22 protein-coding genes and 2 tRNA genes are annotated in these 24814 nt (G+C 44.5%); 3 read left to right on the top strand and 21 right to left on the bottom strand.

Going from position 1 to position 24814, the window contains the following annotated elements; translation table 11 throughout:
• Window positions 1–36: 36 nt before the first annotated feature.
• Both L1D15_RS12470 and L1D15_RS12465 read left to right on the top strand, forming a co-directional pair.
• Complete coding sequence (locus L1D15_RS12470; RefSeq protein ID WP_239875912.1) at window positions 37–285, top strand: DUF2127 domain-containing protein; 249 nt, start codon at window positions 37–39, stop codon at window positions 283–285.
• A gap of 182 nt (window positions 286–467) precedes the next feature.
• The gene (locus tag L1D15_RS12465) at window positions 468–644 is read left to right on the top strand and encodes a hypothetical protein (RefSeq protein WP_019277768.1); all 177 of its coding nucleotides are present in this window, start codon (window positions 468–470) and stop codon (window positions 642–644) included.
• A 68-nt stretch (window positions 645–712) separates the two neighbouring features.
• On the opposite strand, the gene L1D15_RS12460 is transcribed toward L1D15_RS12465, so the two are convergent.
• From L1D15_RS12460 to L1D15_RS12365, 20 genes are all read right to left on the bottom strand, one after another.
• Window positions 713–789, bottom strand: a tRNA-Val gene (locus tag L1D15_RS12460).
• Between the two features lie 33 nt (window positions 790–822).
• Window positions 823–899 (bottom strand) — tRNA-Val (locus tag L1D15_RS12455).
• A 158-nt stretch (window positions 900–1057) separates the two neighbouring features.
• The gene (locus L1D15_RS12450; protein WP_006962371.1) at window positions 1058–1696 is read right to left on the bottom strand and encodes a sugar transferase; all 639 of its coding nucleotides are present in this window, start codon (window positions 1694–1696) and stop codon (window positions 1058–1060) included.
• Between the two features lie 13 nt (window positions 1697–1709).
• Window positions 1710–2894: a glycosyltransferase family 2 protein gene (locus L1D15_RS12445; protein WP_239875911.1), complete on the bottom strand. Its 1185-nt coding sequence runs from the start codon at window positions 2892–2894 to the stop codon at window positions 1710–1712.
• On the bottom strand, window positions 2891–3982 hold the full coding sequence (locus tag L1D15_RS12440) for a glycosyltransferase (RefSeq protein ID WP_239875909.1): 1092 nt from the start codon (window positions 3980–3982) through the stop codon (window positions 2891–2893). Before L1D15_RS12440 ends, L1D15_RS12445 begins: the two co-directional genes overlap by 4 nt.
• Before the next feature lie 118 nt (window positions 3983–4100).
• Window positions 4101–5537 (bottom strand): chain-length determining protein, encoded by a 1437-nt coding sequence (locus L1D15_RS12435; RefSeq protein ID WP_239875908.1) that lies wholly within the window; start codon window positions 5535–5537, stop codon window positions 4101–4103.
• A complete protein-coding gene (locus L1D15_RS12430; RefSeq protein ID WP_239875906.1) occupies window positions 5534–6649 on the bottom strand; it encodes a glycosyltransferase in 1116 nt (371 codons plus the stop codon). Before L1D15_RS12430 ends, L1D15_RS12435 begins: the two co-directional genes overlap by 4 nt.
• The gene (locus tag L1D15_RS12425) at window positions 6649–7374 is read right to left on the bottom strand and encodes an acyltransferase (RefSeq protein ID WP_239875905.1); all 726 of its coding nucleotides are present in this window, start codon (window positions 7372–7374) and stop codon (window positions 6649–6651) included. Before L1D15_RS12425 ends, L1D15_RS12430 begins: the two co-directional genes overlap by 1 nt.
• An 80-nt stretch (window positions 7375–7454) precedes the next feature.
• Window positions 7455–8846 (bottom strand): O-antigen ligase family protein, encoded by a 1392-nt coding sequence (locus tag L1D15_RS12420; protein ID WP_239875903.1) that lies wholly within the window; start codon window positions 8844–8846, stop codon window positions 7455–7457.
• Complete coding sequence (locus tag L1D15_RS12415; protein WP_239875902.1) at window positions 8843–10294, bottom strand: lipopolysaccharide biosynthesis protein; 1452 nt, start codon at window positions 10292–10294, stop codon at window positions 8843–8845. The genes L1D15_RS12420 and L1D15_RS12415 overlap by 4 nt, the downstream gene beginning before the upstream one ends.
• A gap of 10 nt (window positions 10295–10304) precedes the next feature.
• The gene (locus L1D15_RS12410; RefSeq protein WP_239875900.1) at window positions 10305–11501 is read right to left on the bottom strand and encodes a glycosyltransferase; all 1197 of its coding nucleotides are present in this window, start codon (window positions 11499–11501) and stop codon (window positions 10305–10307) included.
• Window positions 11494–12696 (bottom strand): glycosyltransferase, encoded by a 1203-nt coding sequence (locus tag L1D15_RS12405; protein ID WP_239875898.1) that lies wholly within the window; start codon window positions 12694–12696, stop codon window positions 11494–11496. The genes L1D15_RS12410 and L1D15_RS12405 overlap by 8 nt, the downstream gene beginning before the upstream one ends.
• Before the next feature lie 99 nt (window positions 12697–12795).
• On the bottom strand, window positions 12796–13863 hold the full coding sequence (locus L1D15_RS12400) for a glycosyltransferase family 4 protein (RefSeq protein WP_239875897.1): 1068 nt from the start codon (window positions 13861–13863) through the stop codon (window positions 12796–12798).
• Window positions 13841–15328, bottom strand: coding sequence for a sigma-54 dependent transcriptional regulator (locus L1D15_RS12395; RefSeq protein WP_239875895.1), 1488 nt, complete (start codon window positions 15326–15328; stop codon window positions 13841–13843). The genes L1D15_RS12400 and L1D15_RS12395 overlap by 23 nt, the downstream gene beginning before the upstream one ends.
• A 21-nt stretch (window positions 15329–15349) precedes the next feature.
• On the bottom strand, window positions 15350–17650 hold the full coding sequence (locus L1D15_RS12390; RefSeq protein ID WP_239875893.1) for a response regulator: 2301 nt from the start codon (window positions 17648–17650) through the stop codon (window positions 15350–15352).
• Window positions 17651–17672: 22 nt separating this feature from the next.
• A complete protein-coding gene (locus L1D15_RS12385) occupies window positions 17673–18473 on the bottom strand; it encodes a phosphate/phosphite/phosphonate ABC transporter substrate-binding protein (protein ID WP_239875891.1) in 801 nt (266 codons plus the stop codon).
• 9 nt (window positions 18474–18482) lie between these two features.
• Window positions 18483–19178: a chromosome partitioning protein ParA gene (locus L1D15_RS12380; RefSeq protein WP_239875889.1), complete on the bottom strand. Its 696-nt coding sequence runs from the start codon at window positions 19176–19178 to the stop codon at window positions 18483–18485.
• Entirely contained in the window at window positions 19178–21268 is a 2091-nt protein-coding gene (locus tag L1D15_RS12375) for an SLBB domain-containing protein (RefSeq protein WP_239875887.1), read from the bottom strand. Before L1D15_RS12375 ends, L1D15_RS12380 begins: the two co-directional genes overlap by 1 nt.
• The gene (locus L1D15_RS12370) at window positions 21258–22097 is read right to left on the bottom strand and encodes an OmpA family protein (RefSeq protein ID WP_239875885.1); all 840 of its coding nucleotides are present in this window, start codon (window positions 22095–22097) and stop codon (window positions 21258–21260) included. The genes L1D15_RS12375 and L1D15_RS12370 overlap by 11 nt, the downstream gene beginning before the upstream one ends.
• A 41-nt stretch (window positions 22098–22138) precedes the next feature.
• The gene (locus L1D15_RS12365; RefSeq protein WP_239837009.1) at window positions 22139–22456 is read right to left on the bottom strand and encodes an STAS domain-containing protein; all 318 of its coding nucleotides are present in this window, start codon (window positions 22454–22456) and stop codon (window positions 22139–22141) included.
• A gap of 290 nt (window positions 22457–22746) precedes the next feature.
• Between L1D15_RS12365 and L1D15_RS12360 the strand changes: the two genes are divergently transcribed.
• Window positions 22747–23607 carry a DNA ligase gene (locus L1D15_RS12360; protein WP_239875883.1) on the top strand — a complete coding sequence of 287 codons (861 nt, stop codon included), beginning with the start codon at window positions 22747–22749 and terminating at the stop codon, window positions 23605–23607.
• Here L1D15_RS12360 and L1D15_RS12355 read toward each other — a convergent pair.
• Complete coding sequence (locus L1D15_RS12355) at window positions 23597–24592, bottom strand: DUF3080 domain-containing protein (RefSeq protein ID WP_239875882.1); 996 nt, start codon at window positions 24590–24592, stop codon at window positions 23597–23599. The two genes, L1D15_RS12360 and L1D15_RS12355, sit on opposite strands and share 11 nt — an antisense overlap.
• Between the last annotated feature and the right edge of the window lie 222 nt (window positions 24593–24814).

Genomic DNA, 24814 nt, shown 5'->3' with positions numbered 1-24814 from the left:
TAAAGTGTTACGGCCTTTTTGTTTTTTGGGATTTATTTGTCCAAGGGCTTATGCTGGGGCGTTGGCATACACGATTACTCGATGGGCTTAGGCTTATGGAAAGGGCTTCGTTGGACGGAGTGGCTAGCACTGATCGGCTGTGTCATCCACGTGCCTTTCGAAGTGTATGGCCTGATTCATCATCCGGGTATAATTGGAGCTGTGATACTTATCGTTAATCTCTTGATCATTGCCTATATTGCAAGAACGTTACAAGCCAAGCCTGAATTAGTTATACAAAGTTAGCTTGTGCTGAAAATCATATTTGTTATGCAAACCTGAACATGGGTACAGCAAATACTGTAATAGAGTGTAAAAAGCTGAAAACCTGAGAGCAGTATCGCTGGTTTCGAAGCGGAAAAAGGCTAGAGTGACTAGTGCAGGGTATGAACCTGTATGTACAAGGCAGACAACGTCAGGAGGTTGCCATGGATAGATATTGCCCGAACTGTGGAATAGAGATGATCGACAAGAATCATGTTTCCATATGTCCGCGAAACGATATTGGAGAGTGTTCATATGATGGATATCAGAACACGCTAGAGCAGGCTAGCCAAGAGTACACGATACTCGGTAATGAAAAACGGCTAGAGGAAGCGCATTAGACATAGATGGTTTAATGAAAACTCCAAAAACAACAAAGCCCGCTATAAGCGGGCTTTGTTATAAAATTTGGTGGGTCCGGGCGAACTCGAATCGCCGACCCCTACCATGTCAAGGTAGTACTCTAACCAACTGAGCTACGGACCCAAATTTTCGTTCTTAGTGCATTTAAGCAAGGAGTGGTGGGTCCGGGCGAACTCGAATCGCCGACCCCTACCATGTCAAGGTAGTACTCTAACCAACTGAGCTACGGACCCATTCCTTAAGAACGAGATGGATATTACCGAGACTTTTTGGGTCGTGCAAGAGCAAATTATTGGTTTTTAAACTGTTTGCTTCACAACTAATCGAATTGGCGCTTTTTTATACCAAAATAGAAAAGGAGAGCGGGATTGCTCTCCTCTAAGTGCTTAATTTATCGTCCTCGCCCGTCGACCATGACGATGAGTGTTTTGGTAATGATGCTGATATCCATCAGAATCCAAGACTTTAGCGAACGCAGTGATAAGGCATAACTATGGTCAAAGCCGACTTTTCTGCGAACGTCATCGATACAGGTGTCATAGCCTTGGTTAACTTGCGCTAACCCTGTGATGCCTGGCATTACTCCATAGGTACGATCAGCAAAGTAAGGTATGGCCGTTTCTAGCTTATTATAAAAGCTAGGGCGTTCAGGGCGTGGGCCAATCAATGACATATCGCCTCGGATTACATTAAACAACTGCGGGATCTCATCTAGACGTGTCTTTCTCAGGAAACGACCAACTGGAGTAATTCGTGGGTCGTTCTCTGTCGCCCAGACTGCACCTGTACGCGTTTCTGCATCGACATACATGGTGCGAAACTTAATGATTTCAAAGAACATCATTTGTTCTGGTGTCGATTTGCCCACACGCAACTGCTTATAGAAAATGGGCCCTTTGGAATCGAGTTTTATGGCTAAGGCAATCGCGGGCAAGATGGGTGAAAGCATCAAAAGCCCGATTACAGCGCATAGAAAATCGAAGATACGTTTTGCTAACCAGATTGAATATAAAGAAGATACGTTGCTCATAAGATGCTCCTTATCATTGAATTCTTGTCCAACGAGTGGCTTCGAAACCGAACAAATAGCGTAAGCCACCAATTAGGTTGGCAAAGTGTCCTGCTACTATGTATGTGATTAACTGACAGTATTTATGGCTAAATATGTGTGGGAACACATGCCCCAGAATCGCAACTGAGTAAACGGCGAGCTGTGCAATGGTCGCGATGAAAAATAGTGGATGGTGAATAAGTACGACAGAAAGCGCCAGACACAGAATCATGAGGTATGGTGTTATTAGTCTTAAACCTTTGCCTGAAAAGAAAGCAAATGCGACGCCTTTGTATCGTGGCAAAAACAATTCCGCCAATTGCAGGGCTTGCTGCATGTTGCCAGCAGAAATTCTGAGTCGACGTTTAAAGTCGTTGTCGGTGTTGGTTGCTTCAAGCTCTAATGCGATCATGTCCTTGTCGTAGTCCACTCGATATCCTTTACGAATAATCTCCATTGGAATGATGAAATCGTCGTTGATAACGTTTTGCTTGAGCGGTTCAAACAAGTGAGTTCTGAACAAATAGAAAGCCCCATGAGCGCCAAGTGTGCTGCCCAAACTCGCCTCATGCAGTTTCATTCTGCTTTGGTATTGCCAGTATTTGCTTTCACCTTCACTGCCACTAGAAAGTAATTGGTAATGTCCGTTAACAGCACCTACAGTTTTATCTTTGAAGTGTTGGTTGGCGACCAGCAGGGCATCGACAGAAATCAGAGCTGACACATCGCTCAATGCTGTAATGTCACTTGATATCGTTAGCATCTGCTCATTCACTAGTGCAACCTTTCCGCGGTTCTCTTCAAATACTCGAATTTCAAAATGTGTATCACAGCAAATGGCTTCTTGAATCGTGTTCTGAGCCACTTGAGCAGTATTGTCGGTACAACCATCACAAGCGACGATGACGTTATAATGTTCTTTCGGGTAATCCAGACAGGCTAAGTTGCGAATTTTGTCTGCGATCCACTGTTCTTCGTTATATGCAGGGATAAGAATGGTGATGTCAGCACATTGTCTATCTGAACGAGCGATCTTGTAACCACGTTCGATTGGCTTTACTTCTTCCACTGGGTGGCGCTTAGAATACCAAGCAAGCACAAGAGGGTAGCCGACATGGTGATAGACGATGAGCCCAGCACAGATTGTGAAGAAAATTCCAATGGTCAGATCAATCATGCGTATTCCTCCTGTGTTATTGCGCTATAGGCATCCACCATTTTTCGAATGTCGTTATTGTTGACAACAAACTGGCGTGGTGAGGATTGAGGGGACTCAAGCAACATTTGGGATAGCTTTAAAGCAAGCTCACTACTATTTTCTGCTTCCGCGAGCTGACTTGTTATAGGACATAACGTTTCATTGGTGCCACCAACGTTTGTCGCGACTGTAGGAACGCCACACGCTTGCGCTTCCAGTGGAGCAAGGGGGAAACCCTCGCATCTTGATGGCATGCAAAATACATCGAGAGCACGATAAAAGGTTGGCATGTCCTCAACTAAATCGAGAAACCGTACTTGATGAGAGATAGATAAGTCTTCAGCCAGTCGTGTTAATGCGTCCTTTTGGCTTCCTATGCCTGCAATAGCGAGAGTCACATTGCTATTAATGAGAGGGAGTGCCTTGAGTAGGATATCGTGACCTTTTACTTTTTCGAGGCGTCCAGCGGAGCCTATGATTTTTCCATACGTAGGTAGGCCAAGCTCACAGCGTGCCTGTGCCTGAGATCCCGGTTTGAATCTTTCACAGTCTATGCCGTTTTTTATTACAGTGATATTGGCATAGTTGAGTTTCTCATCTAATTGCTCTTTAACTAGCCCAGCATCTGCCACCAGATTGGGACGGGATAGTTTCAAGGCAAGGTTTTGCAACAGAAGATGTTTTTGGTTGTTAAGATGCCAAGCGTCGTGTTCTGTGTGGACTATGTGTTGTACACCTGCCAGTTTAGCTGCAGTCGCTCCATAAATCAGAGGCCCAATGTGGTGAGTGTGAACGACTCTAGGTTTAATTTGTTTGAATAGTTTACGCAGTTTAGATATCGCCTCGAAATCAAAACCGGGCTTCTTGGTTAGAAAGATAAGTTTATCTTCAACGTTCTTTAAGCTAGGCCAGTTTGCCAATGTTTCGCAGCGACTTCCTTCGAGACTGATCAGGAAAACGTTCTCGTCTGATTTAGCAAACTTGAGCATGTTGATGGCTAATGTTTCTAATCCACCTGGTGCCAAATGCTGAACAACATGTATGGTTGTTTTCGGTTGACTGGTCATGCGATTTCCTTGGTGTGCGATGGTTTAAATTAGAAATTGCATAACCTGTGCCAAAAAAAAGTCCCTATATAACAGTATGTTAGGTTTTCATGTGTGAGGTGTTTTATTTTGAGATTCTTTATGATTGAAACGGTTTTATTTTAGGAATTGCAGTGATCACCTGTTTGCCTGTTAGAGACTGCAACTCACTCGCGCTTCGAACCGAAGTATCAAAAAGCTCAATGAGCGTAGCGATACCGCAGCCTAGGCCAATGCCTGCGACGAACCCTGCGATAATAAATATGACTATGGGTAGGTTAGCTGGTGAACTTGGCGTATAAGGTAAATCAATGATCTTGACTCGCTTGTTTTGCTCAAAGATACCTAATGAGCCTGTAAGTTGAGCCATCTCATACCTTTGAATCAACTCATCGTAGAGTTGTCTTTTGATTTGAACATCTCTCTGCAACTGGAACATGTCTTTTGCGTTGTCGCCGAAGCGGTTCGCTTGTTGCTCAAGCTCTTCAATCATTTTACGCAAGCTTTTGGTTTCTTCACTCAGGGATTCAAACCTTCCTCGCACTAGCTGAAGGCTGTGTAGTTGGGTAACGAGCAAAGGTTGAATTTGGCTGATGTCAGATAAAGTGTTGCTACTCGCGATATCCCAAAGCTGGTCGCTGCTGATATTTGGCTGCTCAACTTTAAGAAGTTCCGAACGTTCGTTTTCAAGTCGACGAAGTTCCCGCTGTTTGCCGAGTACAGCGCTATGACTATCAGTATATTTAGCTCTTAGTAAAGTTAGCTCACTGCGAATTTCTATGATTTGATCTTCAATTTTACCAAGGACGGGGTTGGTTTTAGACAGTTGCTGATCGAGTGAGCCCAGACTCCGCTCAACCCCAGCAAGTTCCGCCTCTTTCTCGGCTAAGTTTTGCTTCAGGCTAGCAAGCCTCGCAAGACTCTGGCTCTGCATTTCAGGCGTAACGGAGGCGTTTTTGTTCTTGAAATCAGCAAGCGCTGTTTCTGCTAAGTCGAGATCTTCTCTTCGTTTATCAATATGCATGGTGAGAAACTCACTTGAATCTTTGATTGAAGAGCGTTCTGGGGCCAGCATTTGCTCTATAAAGTGCTCGCTGACAGATTCTAATAGTTCTTTCATGCCTTGAGGTTGAGCAGAAGAAAGCTGGATTTTAAGGAAATCCTTTCCAGGTTGGGTAACCGTTAAGCTTGCTGCGAGCTCTGCGATAACTTGATCCACTTGAAAAGGGGACATTGAATCGTCAATCAGTCCACGCTCTTTGGCAACGGATCTTAAAATATGTCGACTCTTGAGCAAGGTACTCAGAGCTGCCAAACGCTCCTTGAGCATGGTTGAAACTGCGATATCTTCCAGAAACGGGTTCATTTTTGCCGTTTCCTGAATCAGCATACTGGTATGGGAAACGTATTTCTCCGGAGCCATTTTCCCGACGAAGTATCCAGCAAAAGGCATGATCAGCATTGGTAGAACAATTACGTACCTCTGTCTCCAAGCTGCATTAAGGATAATGATAAAGCGCAGTTTCAGTTCATTCATAGTGACTCCAGAAGCTGATTGACAACTCGACTTCGAGCATCCCAGCTGTCGCGACGAACAATCTCGGTATCAGTGTTTTCTATACTGAGAACCTGATTAAGTGATTGGCTAAACTGTTTCGCATCGTTGGCAATATTGACGTGTGATCGATAAGGAGCAAGTGCTGGAAACGGCGTTGTAACTACAGGTGTTCCGGCTGCTAGGTACTCCATCAGTTTTAAAGGGCTACAGGCTTGAATCTGATCATTGAACAAGAAAGGCAGCATGCTCGCATCCCAGTGCTGACTGTATCGAGGCAACTCTCGGTGTGGTTTTGGGCCCAAGTAAAATACATTTGGAAAATTCGGCAGAGGATTATGATCTAGTTCCAATGGCCCGATAAAAACGAAGTTCCAGTGAGGATTATCCAAACAGACTTGAGCTATCAATTTATAGTCCAGCCATTGGGATATGCTGCCGTAAAAACCAGCAATAGGCTTACCGTCTAAGGGAAGGTCTAGGGCACGGCTTGCTGGGGCATTAAATAATTCATAGTCTACGCCATGAGGGATGTGCGCGGTTTTTAATCCGTCAAACTTTTTGCAGATTTCCTCGCTTGCACCCAAGATAAGGTGAGCTTTCTCAGCCAGCCTTCTCTCATGATTACTCACTGTTTCATGATCAACACCAGCAAGCGAGTTGAAATCGTCTCCACAGTAATAAACAACCGCAGCTTCATCTAGGTTGCCACATAAATCCGCAGCAGTCGGAAGAGAAGTCCACAAAATCGGTTTTGTTAGCCCCAGCTTTTCGATGATGGGCTTGAGTTGAGCTAATAGCATGGACTTTGCTATTTCCCTTGCCCACGAAGATTTTGGAGCAGGGATAGTTTTTAAGTTTACGACAGTGATATTTGTACTCAGTTGCTCATTCTTCGACGAGTAGCCTTTTTTGCTTTGGCCTAGTAGTTTGGCGAAAGCACGAGCAAAATCTTTTTTATTAAGCTTAGGCTGACGTAGGCCGATTGAGTTAACCCAAAGCACTTTTCTATTCGCAGCTAGTCGAGAAACGATGTGTTGTGTACTTGAAGGTAAGCCTCCAAAGTCTTCGCCAAATACGATGAGATCACGCATTATTCCATCTCCTTACTCGTTAGTTTACGAACCACTTTGGCGGGGTTGCCAGCTGCAACAACATAGGAAGGAAGGCTTTTCGTTACGACACTGCCAGCCCCTACGATGGTACCTTGACCGATAGTAACGTTCGGGCAGACGGTAACATTTGTGCCTAACCAAACGTCTCTTTCTAAGGTGATGTTGCCAATGTCTCTTTCACTATCGCCAGCCCCCAAGGCTCTTTTCCCCGCGTGTAAAGAATGGCCAGAATAACCAAAGAGAAACGCTCTACCGGCCATTCTTACGTTGTCGCCAATAACAATGCGTTTACCAACCGCTATTGTAGTTTGCCATCCTATGTCGACGTTATTGCCAACGATAAGCTCTGTTTCTAATGATTGGGTGCGACCGCTGAATGTGCTTTGTCCTGAGATCCTGCAGTCGTCTCCCAAATAAATTTTAAGGGGGCCGGTTATGAGTGGTACGCCACCAAATAGATAAAGTCGTTTGCCAAATTGAGTGAGGCGGCCTTTAAAGGCTGGCGTGTGAATCAGAATTCTAACCATATTGGCAAAGAGGGTTTTGCTTCCGTTGTACAGAAAAGCAGTTGTTTTATTGAAGATACTTGGAGTTGGAAGGTCGCAAGCGCGAATGTTTTTCAAAATGACAAACAATTTGCGATAAACAGGGCTCGGGTTCTCTTTTAACCAAATCTTGACCTCGTTAATGTGTGTAGCCAGCATAAGCGCCTCCGCATTTTTATAATTCAATAGGAGGTGTTACACGTAACGTGCCAAAAATTATTTTCATTAAAAACAGTTGGTTATGTATAAACCTTGTCGCTCTTCTGCGTATTCTCATTTTGAGAATGGTTTTGAACAATACGATTCAGGGCGATACATAGAGCGGCAAGGATATAAATAGGCCAGGTAAAGCCTTGAGTGAGGAATGTGCCCGACACGATTGTCCCCATAATGCCAGCGTATACTGCTGCGGCTGTTGCATGAAGGTAAGGAGAGTAATTATCTGGCACGGCATCTAGAAGTGACAGCGTTTGTTTGCTGGTTTTGACCAGTGAGTAGATACACCCAATGAATACTAACAGGCCAAGGAAACCTGTTTCTGCAAGCACACCAAACCAGGTCGAATGTACGGCATGGTTTAGTCCATCCCAGTGGGGGCTATAGAAAAAGTAATTGGCGTAGAAGTTGTTCAGTCCAACGCCTGTTAAAGGATTGGCGACAGCCATACCAAAAGCCGCTTCCCAAGCATAGAGTCGACCCATCGCCGAAGCATCAATGCCCTCTTCAGCGGCGCCTCCTGATTGTCTGTCTGAAATCCCCGCTGCTGCAAACAGAACAAGTAAACCGATAGTTCCAATCAACGCGAGTAGAAACTTGGAACGTATAATACGCAAGCCGAATATTCCGAATACCGCGATTGAACCGAGTAATCCACCTCGGCTTTGGGTTGCGATAACAGCACTCAACGCCAATATCGTAGCGACTAAACCCAGAATTCGAACGCTGCCAAGGTTTTTTGTGGTCATCAAACTGATGGCAAAGGCAAGGGGGAACATAAGTACTAGTGACAAATCATTTGGGTCACCCAAAACTGAACCAAGTTGACGGCCAATGGTGACACGTGTTCCTTCTACTAGGCCAATGCCATTAATGGAATTGGATAGGGCTACAAATGCAATCAGACTTCCTGCTAATACGATTAGAATACTAATGCGTTTGACATTTTGAACGCTATTTACGAGCCATGCGATTGCCAGAGTCATGACGATGATCTTCCAATAGATCGACTTGAAGTAGGTAATAGCTAAACCGGGATTGGATGATAATACGGCGCCAACAAGCACCAACAGCCAAAACATTGCGAACCAAGTCAGGCTCTGATGCCAGAACATCTGAAGATTTTTGCTGATTAAACTGTGCCACAACAGAGCACTTAAGGCTCCGACTGAAAGTAACAAAGGGATTTTTAGCGAGTAAAGAGCAGGGATGGCTTCGTGAATTCTGAAAAATGAAAACAAGACAAATAAGCTGACCAACCAAAAAGTTTGGTTTAGCACGAAAAGTATCCCAAGAGGTATCATGCTAAGCACAACGGCAACAGCAGGATGAGGGACGAGCTTCCAAACCAGTGCAATGAAGATACACACTCCAGAGGTAATGACGGCCGGATAAAGCTTATCTGCATGCATCATAGCGTACGCTCCACATGATTATGACGATGAGTTTTTTGGACAGAACTTGCAGAAAGTGAAATAAATCTTAGTTTGTGCAGCAATGCGATTAGCGCCATAGGTTGCAATACAAGCATTACCCCAGCCGTTTCTAATGAATGATTGAACCACCCACTGATCGTGAATATTGAACTAATAAGGACAAACGCCAACAATGCGCCATATCTATAGGGAATATGGCATAGTGACTGGCTTAGGTGGTATATCAAAGTAAGGCGAATAAATTGGCCCATACACAGGCAGAGTAGGATAGCTGTCACGCCTGTTTCTTTAGTCAGCCAAGCACTGACGAGTGCCACTACTGTCGCAACAATATTGATGACAAAAAGCTTGCTTGTCTGCTTTGCATACAACACTCCGATATTGAGCATTTCTACCATTTCTTTGAGCAACATTATTACGATACACAGAACAACAAGCTGACCAGCGGATTGGTAGTCACTGGGTAGCGCAAGGCTGATAAAACATTGGCTCATCCACATAACAATGACACTCAGGAAACACAAAGCGATAATGCCGTGTTGAGTGTTAAGCGCGACTTTTTCTTTGCCGAGGGTTTCAAGTACTCCGAAGCGCTTTGGCATCCACCACATATGGAAGGGTTGAATCAGAATCCCCAACGCAAGGGCAAATTTAGCGGCAACTGCATAGATACCTAAGGTTTCTAATGTGTGCGCTTCGGCAATGATCCATCGTTCGGCACCAGAAAGTCCAAATGCGACTGCGGCTGATAACATCAAAGGGAACGAGTATTGGACGTAGCGTTTGTAGTGAACAAGTGTAGGCAGCTTGAAAGAAAGCTTGTTGTGGAAATGGAGATAAGTTACCTGGAGTACAGCACACAGAACGCCAACGCTAAATAATAAAGTAACATCTGGATTGTTGGTGAGTATCAAAATGACCAGAGAGACCTGAATGAGCAAAGTAACAAAACTGATTTTGAAAAAAGTTACCGCCTTGTTGTTTAGTCTTAACCAAGCTAAGCAGATTGCGAGAGGGGCCTCAACTATTACTACGATCGTTGTCAGTGCCATTTGTTCAGTGTTGATGGTTAACGCTGCATGAGACACGGCAAAATAACCTGCGAATAATACCCCTGCGAGTAGCAAGGATGTCGAAAAAGAACTGGAGTACAATTCGCATACTCGAGCAAAGCGAGTTGATGCATCCTTTATCGTACCAATGAAGCGATAAAGATTTTCGTGCATTGCTAAACCGACCATCAGGCTGAAAAAAACAGTGGTGATTGAAAGTAATTCAAGGTGGCCAAACTGTGATGGTTTTAAGTAACTTGCCATGAAGGGGAGCATGAGTAGTGATGTCCCTTTCATCATAAGCAGGCTCAGAGCATAGAGCGCCATACTGGTGACGTTGTCTTGTTTAAACCACTGCAATATTCTATGTCGCATAACATGTTCCTTAGTGGCTCTGAGGTTTAGGCTCACGAGATAGCTTTAGGTACGGATTAGGGTCTATGGTTTTAACAAAGTCTAAGTAGCGCTGTTCTGCTCTGTACTCTTCAGCAATCATCATTCCATTATCAATACAGCGTTTGAAGTTGGTGCGATCTTTAACGGCATATAATAGGGCATCACACAACGAGTTAGCATCATCAGGTAAATATTTGATGCAGTTGAGATTGTGTGTCAGGCGTTTATCCCAGTAAGAACCATCTTGAGGGATAACGACACACATCCCCGCAGCTAAGGCTTCTAAAATGGACAAACCAAACGGTTCTTTGTGGCTGGTGGAAACAAAGATGTTGGATTGGCTTCTAATCGTGTCTAATTCTTGCGGGTCTTGGTACCAATTCGTGTATTTAATTACAACGGGCGCGGTACTTGTCGGAATGGCTGTATCAACGGGCCTGATGTAACAGATGTTAGATGCGATTGGTTTGATATGTGCAGCATGTTTAAGTGCCTCGACAAACAAGTCCAGTCCTTTCCATTTTAATAAAGATGCAGCCCAAAAGCAGACGGGGAAATCTGTTTGGCAACGTGTTGGCCATCTGTCCTCGGGTAAACCGTTAACGAAGGTATGGTATTTGCGAGACGTCAAATACATCTCCACAAGGGAACCTGAGTCTTCTATGGACGTTTTGCGCTCCAGATATGTTCTCAGCGCGACAGAAATACTTGGTCTGCAGGAGGGCAGATAAAACACTTTGTCAGCAACAGTTAAGCAGTAACCGATAGACCTTGAATTTCCAACGTGTCCATGAATAAACTGAACTAATTCAATGTTTTTTAATAACTTTACAATGTAAAGTGGCATGTCCATACCGGGCCCAGATGCACCGATAGCTCTGTCAATGCTCTTGTACTTGATCAAGAAAAATAGAAGGCATAAGGCGGTATAACACTGGCTTAGCCAATATAGGAGGCCGTAATGCTGCTTAGCCAATGGTTTAATAAGAGGCAATGCAACTATATCGACTGAGTGTGATGCTGTAAGTTTACAGATCTTCCAGAATTCCACATCAGCTGTGGCGATAACAAAGTGGTTGATATCGGCCCGACACAAACTTAACGCTTCGACAGTGGCGATTTTTGATCCGCCTTTGAATGTTATTGGATCGAAGACCAGTGTTTTTGTCACGTTTGAATTAACCATGCTGACCTCCCATGGCAATGCGCTTTGCCAAATAAGTTTTTAGCGGGATAAACGTGCGCCAGAAAGAGACGGAGGGTTGGTGGGATACCATAATTTTCTTGTAAACACCGATGATACGATGGCTTGATAGCGAAACATTGAATTTGCTACCGATGTGTTCACTGGCATTACTGGCGAGTTGTCGCCCAAAGTCAGGGTTGTCGACTAATACTTTCATGGCCTTGCTTAATGGACCAACACCCCTGTTGGGGTAGAGAATACCGGTCTCACCATGTTGAACAAACTCTGGGATACCGCCTTCAAAAGGTGCTACAACTGGAATCTTAGCGACAGCGGCTTCAGCAATAACGAGTCCAAAAGCTTCGCTTCTAGCACCGCTTACAAAGGCATCACAGCCTTTCAACCAACCTACTGCATTGTTTTGTTCACCGACAAAGTGAACCCTGTTTTCCAAATACAACTTCTTGGCGTGTTTCTCTAGCTCGTTTCTGAGTGGACCGTCGCCAATGACTAAAAGGTGTGTGTTCGGATATTCAAAGTTCAAATGTCTTAACGCTACGATAAGCCGATCGATACCCTTGCGGTGAATTAGAGAGCCGACTGTCGCATAAAGGAAGTCGTCGTCGTTAAGTCCGAGTACTTTTTTCGTTTCGACAGTTTGTTGCGCGTCGAGTTTAGAAACATGCAATCCGTTATGAATGACTGACAAATGCTCACGAGGATACCCCTCAAATTTGAGCTGGTTGGCAACATATTCACTGACAGAGATAATATGTGGGGATAAATGCAGGCCTAGTGTTAATCGGTCTCTGGCAGGATAGGAGCTGTGTAGCTGAGTCACCATTGGAACCTGTTTGATTCGGGCTGCGAGTACCATCCATTGACATGGAGCTCCACTGTTGACATGAACGACGTCAATGCTTTCTCTTTGGAGGATTTTACAAGCTTTTCGGACCAGGTAGCCCCAACCTAGAAAATTGAATCTGGGGGCGAGCCAGCCAAGTAGGAGAGGGAATGCGTCAGCTTCGGATGAGATATTGTTGCGCAAGGCGTAACGATGCAAAGAAGAGTTATTGGTCCATAGATGTACAGAGAACCCTTGGTCAGAGCACTGTTCCATTAGGTCAATGAGGCACTGCTCGCTTCCGCGAATCCAGTCATTTCCGTAGTGAACAAACAGTATTTTTTTCTTCATTGTTATTCCCCTTTGCCATTTATAAGAGGAACAACGCAATTGAGATGCCAAGATTTAAGGTTGGCTAACTGTATGAAAAATATATAAAAAATAATTTAACTATTTTACGAGAGTGTTTTTCTCAATATGAGAAGCAGATTGACGACCAGATTTTTTGTAGAGTTGTAGCAATTTAGGAATGATTGCAGAAGAGGAAAATTGTTCTCGAACTGTGTAAATCGCTTGCTGAGATATCTTTTGTCTTTCGTCGTCTGTTAACTGTTCTAGAGTTCGTAAAACATCAGCAATCTGAGCAGCCGTATCAACTAAATATCCATTCTGACCACTGATAATCAGTTTAGGAAGGTCTCCAACCCTTAACGCGATGACAATACACCCTCTGGACATGGCTTCAAGCGCCGCCATAGGCAAACCTTCAAATCGAGAGCAAATGATAAGTACGCCTATGTGTTTCCAAACCCCATCCATGTTGCTTTGATGACCGTGGAGTTGAACATTTTGCGGCGCTAATTGAGAGATCTCTGCCTCTAACGGACCTGAGCCATAGATGTGAAAGGATAAATCTGGGCGGCTTTTAGAGCATCGAATAAACCTGTCTGGTCCTTTTTCATGGCTTAGGCGACCAACAAAGGCGATCTGCTCTCCTGTGCTCACACAGGCTTTTGAATCATCAATGAAATTATTCAACCTAAGGGTAGTCGCTGGGATCTTTTGGCTCACTTCATCACTGACGGCAAGTGAGAGCGTAGAAATAAACGCCGTGTAGCGGTCAACAAAATCATAAGCCCAGACTTTACCTGTTGGTGTTTCGCCAGCGTGATAGGTTGTTATTTGTTTTACTCCGGTCAAAACTCGTGCACATTTAGACAGCAGACTCGCTTTGTACCCATGAGCATGGATAAGAGTTGTTGGTGAATGTTTAATTTTTTGGATCAGTGCGAACAAAGGTTGAGTGGCTAGGTCAGATAAGTACTGGTAAGGGACAGCTTCTTTTTCCAGTTTTTCTACGAGGGGGGAACGCTGTTGATACCGTTTTACCAGCAACACCTCAACACTTATGTCATGATGCTTGAGCCCTCTAGCGAGCTCAAGCACGTAGGTTTCAATACCGCCAAACGTCAGGCTATCGATGACTAGCCAAACATCAATCCGCGTATTGTTGCTCATCTTCTTCGGCTTCCCAAGCCTGTTTTTTACGATAAACGGTTGATGGGCTCAACTCGAGTAATACTGCTGCGTTGAGGACATTACCATCGCAAAAATCAATGGCTTGTTGAATGGTTTCTCTTTCAACCTGCCACATCGGGCGTATCGTAGCTGGTATAGTATTTTGTGGATTCTCACTCTCAATCATTCGACCGGTCTCTTGTGCTGGCATTTCGACTGGCGTGATGGGGTCTGTTTGAGCTGATACTTCATGGTTGACTGTCGATTGTGTAACTTTAGGCCTTGAAGATTTACTATTTTTTGAAATTTGTTCAGGTAGGTGAGACACAGAAAGTTTGGGTTCATCATTAAGAACAACAATGTTACGAATGACATTCTGCAGTTGTCTTACGTTCCCCGGCCATGAGTAACGCTTGAGCAACGATTCGGCATCTCGGTTGATGCCATTAAATTTCTTCCTATCTTCTTTAGCGAACAGCTTAAGGAAATGAGTCGCTAGCGTTGTGATGTCATTTCCGCGTTCTCTTAGAGGCGGCATTTCAATCGGCACAACATGAACGCGGTAGTACAAGTCTTCTCGGAATCGGCCTTCTTCAACTTCTAGCAATGGGTCACGGTTGGTCGCGCAAATTATTCTCACATCGACCTTCATTTCTTTCGAACCCCCGAGTGGGGTGAAAGTCCCTGTCTGTAGGAAACGTAGCAGTTTTTTCTGCATTTCCAGCTCCATCTCACATAACTCGTCAAGGAAAAGGGTTCCTCCATGAGCTAAAGATGCCGCGCCTTTTCTGTCCGTAGTTGCCCCTGTGAATGCACCTTTTACATGGCCAAAAATTTCGCTTTCCATAAGATCTTTAGGAATAGCACCACAGTTGATGGCGATAAAAGGTTTATCGTTTCGTTTACTTTCTTTGTGAATTGCTTCTGCGCACACTTCTTTACCGGTGCCGCTTTCTCCGATAATGAAAACGCTCGCGGTAGTCGGAGCAACAGAGTCAATGATCTTGTAAACTCCCTGCATAGGCAGGCACGAGCCGATGAATCCGTGGAAGCGATTTCTGTCGAATTTCGCTTCGATATCTTCGACTAAGTGTTCGAGTTTAGCTTGTTGTAAGTGGAGATTTATCGACGTTTTGAGGCGGTCTGCCTGAATCGGCTTTTCGAGAAAGTCTTTCGCCCCTTTCTGGAGCAAGCTTACCGCGATATCCACGGAACCGTGTGCGGTTGCAACGACGACCGAGGTTGGTACTTGATTCTCGTTGATCCAGTCCAAGATATCTTCGCCGTTCATGTCCGGAAGCTTGAGATCTAAAATCACAAGTTGTGGTACGTTTCGTTCTATGAATGCTTTGGCATCACGACCTGTTTCAACATGAAACAAGTCAAACGCTTCATCTTTTACATACTGTTTGTAAAGGACTGCCAGAGAAGTGGAGTCTTCAATCAGTAGTACTTTTGCTCTCATGTGACGTCATCCTTGTTATATCTAGCCTGCTGGTTCGATGAAGCCCAGCGTTTTTCTATATTCAAGAGCGGCAAGTGACTTCTCAGCCAGTTCTTTTAGTTCTTCAGAAAGTTCAAAGGCTTGCTGTTCATGATTTTCTAAGCACATGCGCTCAATCTTTCTCGCAAGGTTGGATAACACTCTATTTCCTAAAGCCAGAGAGGAGCTGCCTAACGTGTGGCTTTCAAACTCAAGCGTTTCTTTGTCTCGGTCTTCCATGGCTTGATAAATCTTACTCAAGCGCTCATTGGATTCTTCGATGTAATGATCAATTAGCATAGGAAGAACATCAGCACTGGTGTCTTCTATCATTTGCTCTAGCACTTGTTCGTCGACGAGTTCTAAATCCACTTGTATGTCCTGATTTATAGAATGGTTGTTAATACCCTGCGTAAGCGTATGCGATTCAATCTTTAAATTATCAGATTTTTCAGCAGAGTTGTTCGCATCACCACTTAAGAATAGATTAATTTTTTCAATTAGTTGTGACAAGCGAATCGGTTTTGACAAATAGTCGTTCATCCCTGCATTGAGGAACTGCTCCTTATCACCTGACAATGAGTGGGCGGTCAATGCAACGATAGGGATTTGCCGAGCCGTTTCATCCGTCATCGAGCGAATAGCTTTGCAGGTTTCCATACCATCAAGTTCTGGCATAGAGATATCCATAAAGATAAGGTCGTAATGGTATTGCTCAACCATTTCTAAAGCACGGCGGCCATTTTCAGCGATGTCCATTGCAATCCCCATGCGCTTAAACATCTCGCTTATGACCAGCTGATTGGCTTTGTTGTCCTCAGCCACTAATATGCTGACATCCGATACCCGTAACTCATTATTGTTTGGGCTCTGATGAGATGCACTGATCAACTGGTCTGCGAGTTCCAATTTGATTGAGAAGGAGAAGGTACTACCAATAGAAGGTGTACTTTCCACCTCAATGTTACCGTCCATCAACTCACATAAGCGTTTGCATATTGCGAGACCCAGCCCAGAGCCTTCCTGGCTTCTTGAATAGGTCTGGTCAACCATAGTGAATTCATCAAACAGATATTCCACTGCGTTGTGGTTAATGCCGACACCCGTATCTATGACACTGCAAACGATCTTGGCTTTATGACCTTCATCAATCTCAGCTACCACCTGAATAGTTACGCTGCCTTCTTTGGTGAATTTCATCGCATTACCGAGCAAGTTATGCAGGATTTGCTTAACGCGGTTTTCATCGCCCTGAACATTGGTGGGAACAGAACCATCAATGAGGCAGTTCAAATCAAGAGAACGTACTTTCGCTGATGGTTGAAAGGTCTCAACGACATTTTCAATGCAATGACGCAAATTAAATGGCTTATGCTCAAGTCGCAGCGTGTTGGATTCCATTCTGGTGAAATCCAGAATGTCATTGATAATACTGAGAAGAAATTGTCCTGACTCGGTGGCGGTATTGACCAATTTTTTCTGCTCGCGAGTGAGTTTTGACTCTTCAAGAATATTTAAAATACCCAAAACGCCGTTCATTGGTGTGCGGATTTCGTGTGACATCGAGGCTAAAAAGCGGCTTTTTGAGTCATTTGCTTGTTCGGCTTCGAAACGTGCGTGTTTCAGATCTTGATAGCTTTTTTCGAGTTTCATCGACATGTCGTCAAACGCTCTGGCTACCTCTCCCAGCTCGCCTTTGGAGTGATCGTTGAGCTGAAATCCCGGACCGTGTTGACTGACCGTATTGGCTGCCTCTATGAGTTTTACTAAGCTTTTGGTCAAGTAGGTTCCGAGGAAAAAAGAGAATATAGCGACCAGAACGACCTCAATGGAAGCTATTCCTATTATTGTTTTTTGAGCACTGGTAAGCATAGAGTTGATATCAGATACTTCGAAACCTATGTCTATAGTGCCGTAACTTACATTGCCACTTTTGACTTGTACCTGAGTGTCGAAAATCCCATCATTGACAGAATTTAAGTCGTCATCAATCGACATAGTACGTTGCAATAATGCTTTATCTCCATCGCATGACAGCTCTTTTTCATCGCGCATTACCCTGATATAAGCAATATCTTCAATGGTCATGAACTCTTTGACCAAATCATCTAAAGTCGCAATGTCGGTGGTAATCATTGCGTCCTTAGCAGCGTGCGCGAACATGGAAGCCGTCGAGTTTGCGCGCTGGATGAGTTGCTTTTCATTTGAGTTGGAGAGAAAACTCATTGCACTCAATGTAAGCGCTACGAGCATAACGATCTCAATAAAGGCGATCCCAAGTATGGTTTTCATTCTAAATGACATAGCATGGCACTCCCGTTGCTGATTATTCCAATACTGTAATCTTGAGTGCTCGAACGTCGTTCCAGTCACTATCTTGGGCTGTAACAAAACCTTTGAGCTTGAGTTTATCTAGGTGCGCTAGTCCTTCTGGGGAAAGGTCAAACTCGATAAGCGCTTGCTGAACTTTATTTTTTAACTTCCCATCAAGTTCGGGATGAACTGCGATTGCATGAGGGGTATATCCCTTGGTGGTCCATATTGGCGTCAGTTGCTGACGTATCTCATCCGATAGAGACAGGTACGTTCTTAATATGCCGCCTCCCGCAGGGAAAAAACCCTTGGCGACAGATAGGTAAACGGAGTCATGAGACGACACATAGGATGGTTGAAAGTTAACCTCATTTTGTTTTAGATAGGTTTGAGTGAGTACGGTGGCGGCAAAGGCTGCAGGTGAAGGAAACGCTATTTCTGCATTGTTGAGTTGCTTAGGCGCCGAAAAGCCACTGTCCTTGCGTACGACAATAATGCCTTTAAGTCGATTGTTTCTGGCTTTTGCAATAGCATCATAACCGGGTGATACGCTGAAGATCGTGTAGTGATAGGGGTTCATATAAGCGAGATCGTATTCTCCATTCCTTAAACGCTGTTCAAACATGGGGATGTCAGGCGCTGTACTGAATACGATCTTTTGCCCTGTTTTCTCTGAGAGATACTCAATGATAGGAGCCCATTGTTCAGCAAGCTTGCTCGCTGAATGTTGAGGAACGATGCCAAAAGTCAGTGACTCAGCATACAAGGGCAGCGAAAGGAGTGTCAGCATAGGGAGTAAAGTAAAGCTTTTCATAATGGCTCCTTAGGCTGAGTGAGAGAGAAACTCGTTGGTGAGGAGTTTTTGTGCCCATTTCTCCCTCCAAGACTGGGGAATAAATCTCAACCTCTGGATCTCTCGAGCCATTTCTTGGCCTAACGTTGCCTGGTTCTTTAAGTTCAAAATCGAGCCTAGTAGTGAGATTTTCGGGCTTTGGAGAAGCTGTTGCGATTTTTGGATTTGACCAGTTGATGTTTTCCCCCCCATGACGACCAACACTGTTTGGTCGCAGGCACTGGCGACGACCTGAGCGGGGATATTCCCTCGGTTTACATGCAGCAAAGGCGAGGTATCGCAGATGACTCTATCGTAGTGTTGCAACCATTTATTTACCGAGTTGCTCAAAACACTTGGATCTTTATAGGCTAGGAGAGTCGAGGTATGCTCTGGCACAGGTAAACCTGTGAAAAGCTGTCGGGATGATTTATGTTCCAGCAGCACTCCAATTTCCTCACTTTGAACTGCATTGCCAAGAGCGGGCTCAAACGCAGGATGGAATAAGTTCAGGTCCACCAGAAGAGTTTTGTGCCCACCGAGTAAGTAACGCTCCGCTAACGCAGAAGCAATTGACGTGACGCCGTCACCTGAATTGCAGCCCGTTAGGCAGATTGAACGTGCCTCGGCCAATTCAGCGGCTAGATAGATATGTTCTACCTCGGTTAACGTAGCAGGAATCATCATTACAGTGCTCCTATCAATACAATGGTGGTCGTCAAGCGTAAGATGTCTTCAAGGCCTACTCGTGCTTTTTCAAAAAAGCTCTCACTGCGATCTGGGATGTAAATCGTATCGCCTGCGCGTAGCACTGGAAGCTTGTAAATATTGGCGGTTTTACTGAAGTCGATTAAGTCAAAAGTACGTGCCTGTCCTTGGCAGCAAGACATATTGACGATGGAGATTTTCTCTAAATAGGCTCTGTCAGAGGGGCCGCCTGCCTCCGCCAGAATGTCTAGGATTGTCATGTTGTCGTCAAATACATAGCGACCCGGGCTATTGACAGCACCCAACACTCGTACTGTTGACTCTTTGCTTGTGTCCAGCCAGATCTTGTCTTTTTCTGGGATATAAATCGTGTCACCCATAGTGACTTTGGGCAGCAGGCTTTCATCGCCAGTTTCGAAATACAGTGACAAGTTAAGCTTGCTGACCTTCGAATACGTTTTGTCTCTGTGGGTAATTTTGATGTTATGAATGTCGGCATCTTTGGTTGGGCCATCTGCCGCAGACAAGATATCCAGAAAATGCATCTCTTTGGTAAAGCGGTAGCGACCCGGAGCATTGACTTGGCCGAAGACGTATATAGATGCATCTGAGCTCTGACGTACCCATTGGGATTTGTTGTCAGATGGATCTTGGGGTAAGTCATGAACGCGAATGATGGTGCCAGCGCTGATGACAGGCAGCTCAGCCATTTGCGCGCCATTCAAGATAAACTCGTCAAGGTTGAACGTTTTCATTTTTCCGTTAGGTGTCACTACTTCTATTTTGGACGTGTCTGCTCGAAGAGTCGGTCCACCAACGTGCGCAAGTAGGTGCATCATGTCCATTTCATCTGACCATTCGATACGTCCGGGGCGAACTACTTCACCAATGACATTAACAGCACGATCTGGCGAGATTTTGAGCCATGACTTCTCGTTCATATCGGTCTTTTCGGGGACAAAAATCGCATCGCCAGCATGGATCTGAGGAGGTGTTTGAGTCGTTAAACCTTCGGTATAGGCGGTTAGATCAAACTTGATGACCTGCCCATTTGCCTTAATAAGACGAATCTGGCGAGATTCTGCATAACGAGTTGGACCGCCTGCATTAGCCAGAATGTCCATGAAAGAAGCGCCTTTCTTACCTTCGTAAGCGCCTGGGTGTTTGACTTCTCCCATGATGTAAATAACGTTTGAGCCTGCACGAATTTCTTCTTCTTGTTTAGGGACGAAAATCGTAGTGCCAGGCTGAAGGTTAGGAAGAAGAGAGGTATCTCCGCTATCTAAATACTCTTTCAGGTTGAAAATTTGAGGCTTGTTGTTGCTGATAACACGAATCTGTTCCACAGAAGCGTACCGGGTAACACCACCAGCGCGCATCAGGATATCGACTAAGTCGGCAGTATTTTTGAATGTGAAGGAGCCGGGGGCATTGACTTCACCAAACACTTTAATCGCGGTTCTGTTGTCTGCACTATCACCGGAGTTGGCCAACTTACTGGCATCAAACTGTTGCTCAATGTTGCCAACCAAGGGTGAGGCAGGAACGAATATAGTGTCCAAAGACTTAAGCTTAGGCAGTAGAGACTCATCGCCCGTATCCAAAAACCGTTTGTAGTTAAAAGGAAACTTGTCTTTGCCGCGCTTAAGAAGCAGATTATTTAACTGCGCCCCCGAACGTAATCCACCGGCAGCGTGAATTGCCATTTGAACATCTGCGCTTTTCGACAAAGTATACTCACCGGGGGAGTTTACGTAACCCTGGATAGAGATAAGCACTTGTTGCTCTGAAATGTAAACCGATGCAGTAGAAAGATCTCGATAGACTTTGCTTAACGCGTTGAGCACGGATTGCTGCAACTGGCTTTCAGTGTATCCAGCGACGTAGAGTGCGCCAACTTCTGGTAGGCTGATTCGGCCTCGCTTGTCGACTTGGAATCCTTTATTTAGTGTTTCTTCGCCTGGCAGGTTAACCTGAATCATATCACCAACCTGCACGCGTTCTATTTCGGCATTAACAGAGGCTGCGAACAAACAAGCTAGGGTGATTAAGATAAATTTATTCCACATGAGAGTAGCCTCCATTCAATTTGTTCTCTGCAAGCTCGTTGGTTTCAACAACCTCGATGCTGACTCTGCGATTAGTGAGTCGAACGCCATCTGATTCACCTTCAAAAAGCGGGAGGGATTCACCGAGAGATTTCGTTTCTATTCTTTTCGGCTCTAGGCCAAAAATGGTTAGATAACGTTTCACTTGTTTTGCTCTACCCATTGCAAGCTGCTGATTCTCTAGCTCGTCCCCGACCGAGTCGGCATGGCCGGTAACGATCAAATGTAGCGATTTATGCTCTCGTAAAATGTTGGCTGCTTGCGCAAGGTGACCCATGTATTTCGGGTTAACTTCTGTTGAGTTGAAGGCAAATTGGTTATCAACGTTTAACAGATTGTAGAGTTTGTCGATGATGGCCAATTGTTGTTGGAATGAGAATTCATCATGCGGTGGAACGCATTTAGATTGAGATGTGACGTAATCTAGCTGACGCTCTAGTTCGTCTAATCGTCTGCGTTGAATGACGATATCGTTGGCTGCATCTAGCAACAAACCACCTTCTAATTCTCTAGCGATTCTGTTCTGTTTTTCGATAGCTTGAACGACGGCGGCGGGAAAGCACCAACGAGCCCCCTCGCGGACGAGTGCATCGAGATGAAGTTTTGCCAGTTGCCAGTCAAAGCGCAAGCCATGCTCTGGGCCGAGTGGTTCGTCTGGCATAACAGGAGTGAAGTTTGATTGGATGTATTGCTCAGCAATGCCTCCACGTCCGGCTTCAGGGTAGCTGCTACAGCCAATCACGCTTACGATGGGTACAATTAGGGCTATGTGCTTTATGTAGTTAATCATGCCAACTTCCTTAGTTAGTGGGTGAGATCTCAATTGTTGTTTTAGTGAGTTTGAGAGTTCACTGGGATAGCTTTGTCGATACGAAGTAGGTTGATAATTTCCAGTGGCTGACCAGTGACATTCTCGATGCGCATCTGGCGCTCGCGCTCTACTAAGCGTTTGTAAAGGTAAACCAGAGCGCCGACACCGGAAGAATCAAGAAAGCGAACATTACGAAAATCAATTTCAACCTCGCCATGCTGATCGGCGATAATCTCATCAATGTGCTTTTGTGCGTATCGGCTGCCTTCAGCATCTAAGTTGCCATCAATTTGAAGGGTAAGAGTTTCATTAGTGAGTTCAATTTTACGTAGTTCCATGGCGATATCTCCTCAGTCAGTTTCCTTAAGAAGAGCACGTAATGTGCCAAAAAATATCTCTAATAAAATCAATTAGCTACGATATGGCTTGTTATGATTCTCAATTTGAGAAATACGTTTTCTCAGACTGAGAATCATGCCTGTAAGTAAAAATGGTTTACTGGATGTTGTAACTGACACCTTTATAGGTCTAAGTAACTTTTGAGGTCGCTCGTAATGTCAGTTGGCATTGATTGAACTTATGTCCCAAGCCCTGAGAATCACTTTGAATGGAGATTTTGGAGGTAAGGATGCAAATAAAATTGACCCGTATTGCGATAGGAGTGGTGCTTTCTTTTAATGCTCTGGCGGATGCTCACTACTCACACGGCTTTATTCCTGTCACTCAAGCCAATGTTTATGAATATGGTACTAATGTCGAAGATTATTGGAAAAGTGAAAAACTAGATGGCATCAGAGCAATCTGGAATGGCACTCAGCTTACGACTCGAAATGGTAAGATCATCCATGCGCCTGACTGGTTCATCAAGCCACTACCGGATTATGCAGTAGAAGGCGAGCTTTGGGCTGGGCGAGGGAATTTTCATATTGTTCAAAAAACGGTATTAGATGAACAGCCGTCAGATGTAGCCTGGCAGAAGATTGATTTCATGTTGTTTGATATGCCTTATGCTGCTGGTGACTATCAAAAGCGTTACTACAATATTCGCCATTTAGTCCATACGCTGAAGACTTCACACATTAAACTCGTTGAACATACTCCAATTCACTCAGAGCAAGAACTGTTTCACTTTCTCGACAATGTCAGTGAGCAAAAGGGTGAAGGGCTAATGTTAAGGAAAATCACTAGTCGTTATCAAGCCGGTCGCAGCAGTGATTTACTCAAAATGAAGAAGCATCAGGATGCCGAAGGTGTTGTAGTGGGTTATAAGGTAGGTAAGGGGAAGTACAGCGGTAAGATGGGGGCCTTACTCATTCAATTGAACTCAGGCGTGGAATTTTATATCGGCAGTGGCTTTACTGATGAGCAGCGCCGCCACCCACCAAAGCTCGGTTCAACCATTACATTTAGGTACAACGGTTATACACAAAATGGCATTCCAAAGTTTGCTCGCTATATGAGAGAGAGGCCTGATTACGTCAGCGAGTAGGTGGCGCTCCACAACGTTTGAATAAGCCTTGCCAATATTGAACATGCTCTTTAGTCGCGCGCCTGAACGTTTGGTGATATTGCCTAATAGGGTATTGATAATTGGGATGACCGCTTTCGACAAAATCAATCATAGGGTTGAGTTCGTTATACATACTGTCAATTTTGGCAAGATATGGCTGTATTTCACCAATATAGAATTGATTAAATACATTTCTTAAATAACGAAATTTCGTAGTGTTTCTTCCTCGGCTACAGAGAATAGTCCCGTCGTGATTTTTAAGCTGTTGAGTGACAATATTAAGTTTATTACTGGCGTTAAGCATTGAATAACTGAGTGGGCCGAGAACAGGATGTTTCTCTAACGCTTCTTGATAAGGTGTGAGTGCGTTTAGGGTGTCACCGGCACTTAAAGCTTTACTGGCAGTATGACCCCAATCAATCTGATTAATGGCTTGCATTATTTGAGTGCTACTCCTGCCATGTTCAATCGAAAGCCATTCCGTTGCTTCCAGTTGATGACGCATGGCTTCGCTAGTAAAGGCTAAGTTTGCAAAATGTTCGGGCAATTGATCGAGTTTTTGCTGTTTGATTGGGGTTAATTGTGCTTTCAGTGCTTGTGAAATATCAGTGCTCATCAAGCAACGTTCTATACCGTAGCTGAGTTTGATTTGATAATCGAAGTTACGAAATTGGTCTTGTACCTTACCAAGAACTGAATTTTTCTCCGCGACCAGATTAAATAGCCCACATTTGCGCAGTTCATAACTGTCTAGTAAGCCAATGCTGATACTGGGTATCGTAATGAGTAACTCTCGCTTCTCGGGGAGCAGAATATTGATGTTGGCTGGCATTGAGGGCGCGTCGCGGTTTTGGATATTCGCAATACGCTCTAGGTAGGTGTCTAGACTTACCTCTATTGGATCTTCTAGCCAATCACATGCTGTCAGGGATAGAGTTAATATAAAAACAAATAAGAAACGCATACGTTGGTTGTGTAATAAAAATAATCAAGGTCTGCTATTAGTCTACGTGTAAAATGCAAAAAAGGTCAGCATGGCTGCAACGTAGTTCACTTAAGAGGAGCTGCGTAGCGATTAACAGGGTATCGGGTCTTTGATATTTTTACCGCCCTAGGCCGATTTGGCTTAGGGCGTTTGTCTATAAAGAGGATAGATAAATCTCCTCGAAGGCTCTTTAAGCGTTTC

This window comes from Vibrio sp. Isolate25 (assembly GCF_022398025.1).
Taxonomy (GTDB): Bacteria; Pseudomonadota; Gammaproteobacteria; order Enterobacterales; family Vibrionaceae; genus Vibrio; species Vibrio coralliilyticus_A.
Note: the sequence above shows the minus strand (reverse complement) of the source record. Positions and strands in the feature narration are given on the sequence as shown.

Bases quoted from the DNA above. Each gene is read 5' to 3' on its own strand.
- L1D15_RS12375 (WP_239875887.1), bottom strand. From the start codon at position 21,268: ATGTGGAATAAATTTATCTTAATCACCCTAGCTTGTTTGTTCGCAGCC.
- L1D15_RS12425 (WP_239875905.1), bottom strand. From the start codon at position 7,374: ATGCTGGCTACACACATTAACGAGGTCAAGATTTGGTTAAAAGAGAAC.
- L1D15_RS12410 (WP_239875900.1), bottom strand. From the start codon at position 11,501: ATGGTTAATTCAAACGTGACAAAAACACTGGTCTTCGATCCAATAACA.
- L1D15_RS12400 (WP_239875897.1), bottom strand. From the start codon at position 13,863: ATGAGCAACAATACGCGGATTGATGTTTGGCTAGTCATCGATAGCCTG.
- L1D15_RS12365 (WP_239837009.1), bottom strand. From the start codon at position 22,456: ATGGAACTACGTAAAATTGAACTCACTAATGAAACTCTTACCCTTCAA.
- L1D15_RS12440 (WP_239875909.1), bottom strand. From the start codon at position 3,982: ATGACCAGTCAACCGAAAACAACCATACATGTTGTTCAGCATTTGGCA.
- L1D15_RS12385 (WP_239875891.1), bottom strand. From the start codon at position 18,473: ATGAAAAGCTTTACTTTACTCCCTATGCTGACACTCCTTTCGCTGCCC.
- L1D15_RS12370 (WP_239875885.1), bottom strand. From the start codon at position 22,097: ATGATTAACTACATAAAGCACATAGCCCTAATTGTACCCATCGTAAGC.
- L1D15_RS12395 (WP_239875895.1), bottom strand. From the start codon at position 15,328: ATGAGAGCAAAAGTACTACTGATTGAAGACTCCACTTCTCTGGCAGTC.
- L1D15_RS12405 (WP_239875898.1), bottom strand. From the start codon at position 12,696: ATGAAGAAAAAAATACTGTTTGTTCACTACGGAAATGACTGGATTCGC.
- L1D15_RS12435 (WP_239875908.1), bottom strand. From the start codon at position 5,537: ATGAATGAACTGAAACTGCGCTTTATCATTATCCTTAATGCAGCTTGG.
- L1D15_RS12445 (WP_239875911.1), bottom strand. From the start codon at position 2,894: ATGATTGATCTGACCATTGGAATTTTCTTCACAATCTGTGCTGGGCTC.
- L1D15_RS12360 (WP_239875883.1), top strand. From the start codon at position 22,747: ATGCAAATAAAATTGACCCGTATTGCGATAGGAGTGGTGCTTTCTTTT.
- L1D15_RS12430 (WP_239875906.1), bottom strand. From the start codon at position 6,649: ATGCGTGATCTCATCGTATTTGGCGAAGACTTTGGAGGCTTACCTTCA.
- L1D15_RS12415 (WP_239875902.1), bottom strand. From the start codon at position 10,294: ATGCGACATAGAATATTGCAGTGGTTTAAACAAGACAACGTCACCAGT.
- L1D15_RS12465 (WP_019277768.1), top strand. From the start codon at position 468: ATGGATAGATATTGCCCGAACTGTGGAATAGAGATGATCGACAAGAAT.
- L1D15_RS12355 (WP_239875882.1), bottom strand. From the start codon at position 24,592: ATGCGTTTCTTATTTGTTTTTATATTAACTCTATCCCTGACAGCATGT.
- L1D15_RS12450 (WP_006962371.1), bottom strand. From the start codon at position 1,696: ATGAGCAACGTATCTTCTTTATATTCAATCTGGTTAGCAAAACGTATC.
- L1D15_RS12380 (WP_239875889.1), bottom strand. From the start codon at position 19,178: ATGATGATTCCTGCTACGTTAACCGAGGTAGAACATATCTATCTAGCC.
- L1D15_RS12390 (WP_239875893.1), bottom strand. From the start codon at position 17,650: ATGTCATTTAGAATGAAAACCATACTTGGGATCGCCTTTATTGAGATC.
- L1D15_RS12420 (WP_239875903.1), bottom strand. From the start codon at position 8,846: ATGATGCATGCAGATAAGCTTTATCCGGCCGTCATTACCTCTGGAGTG.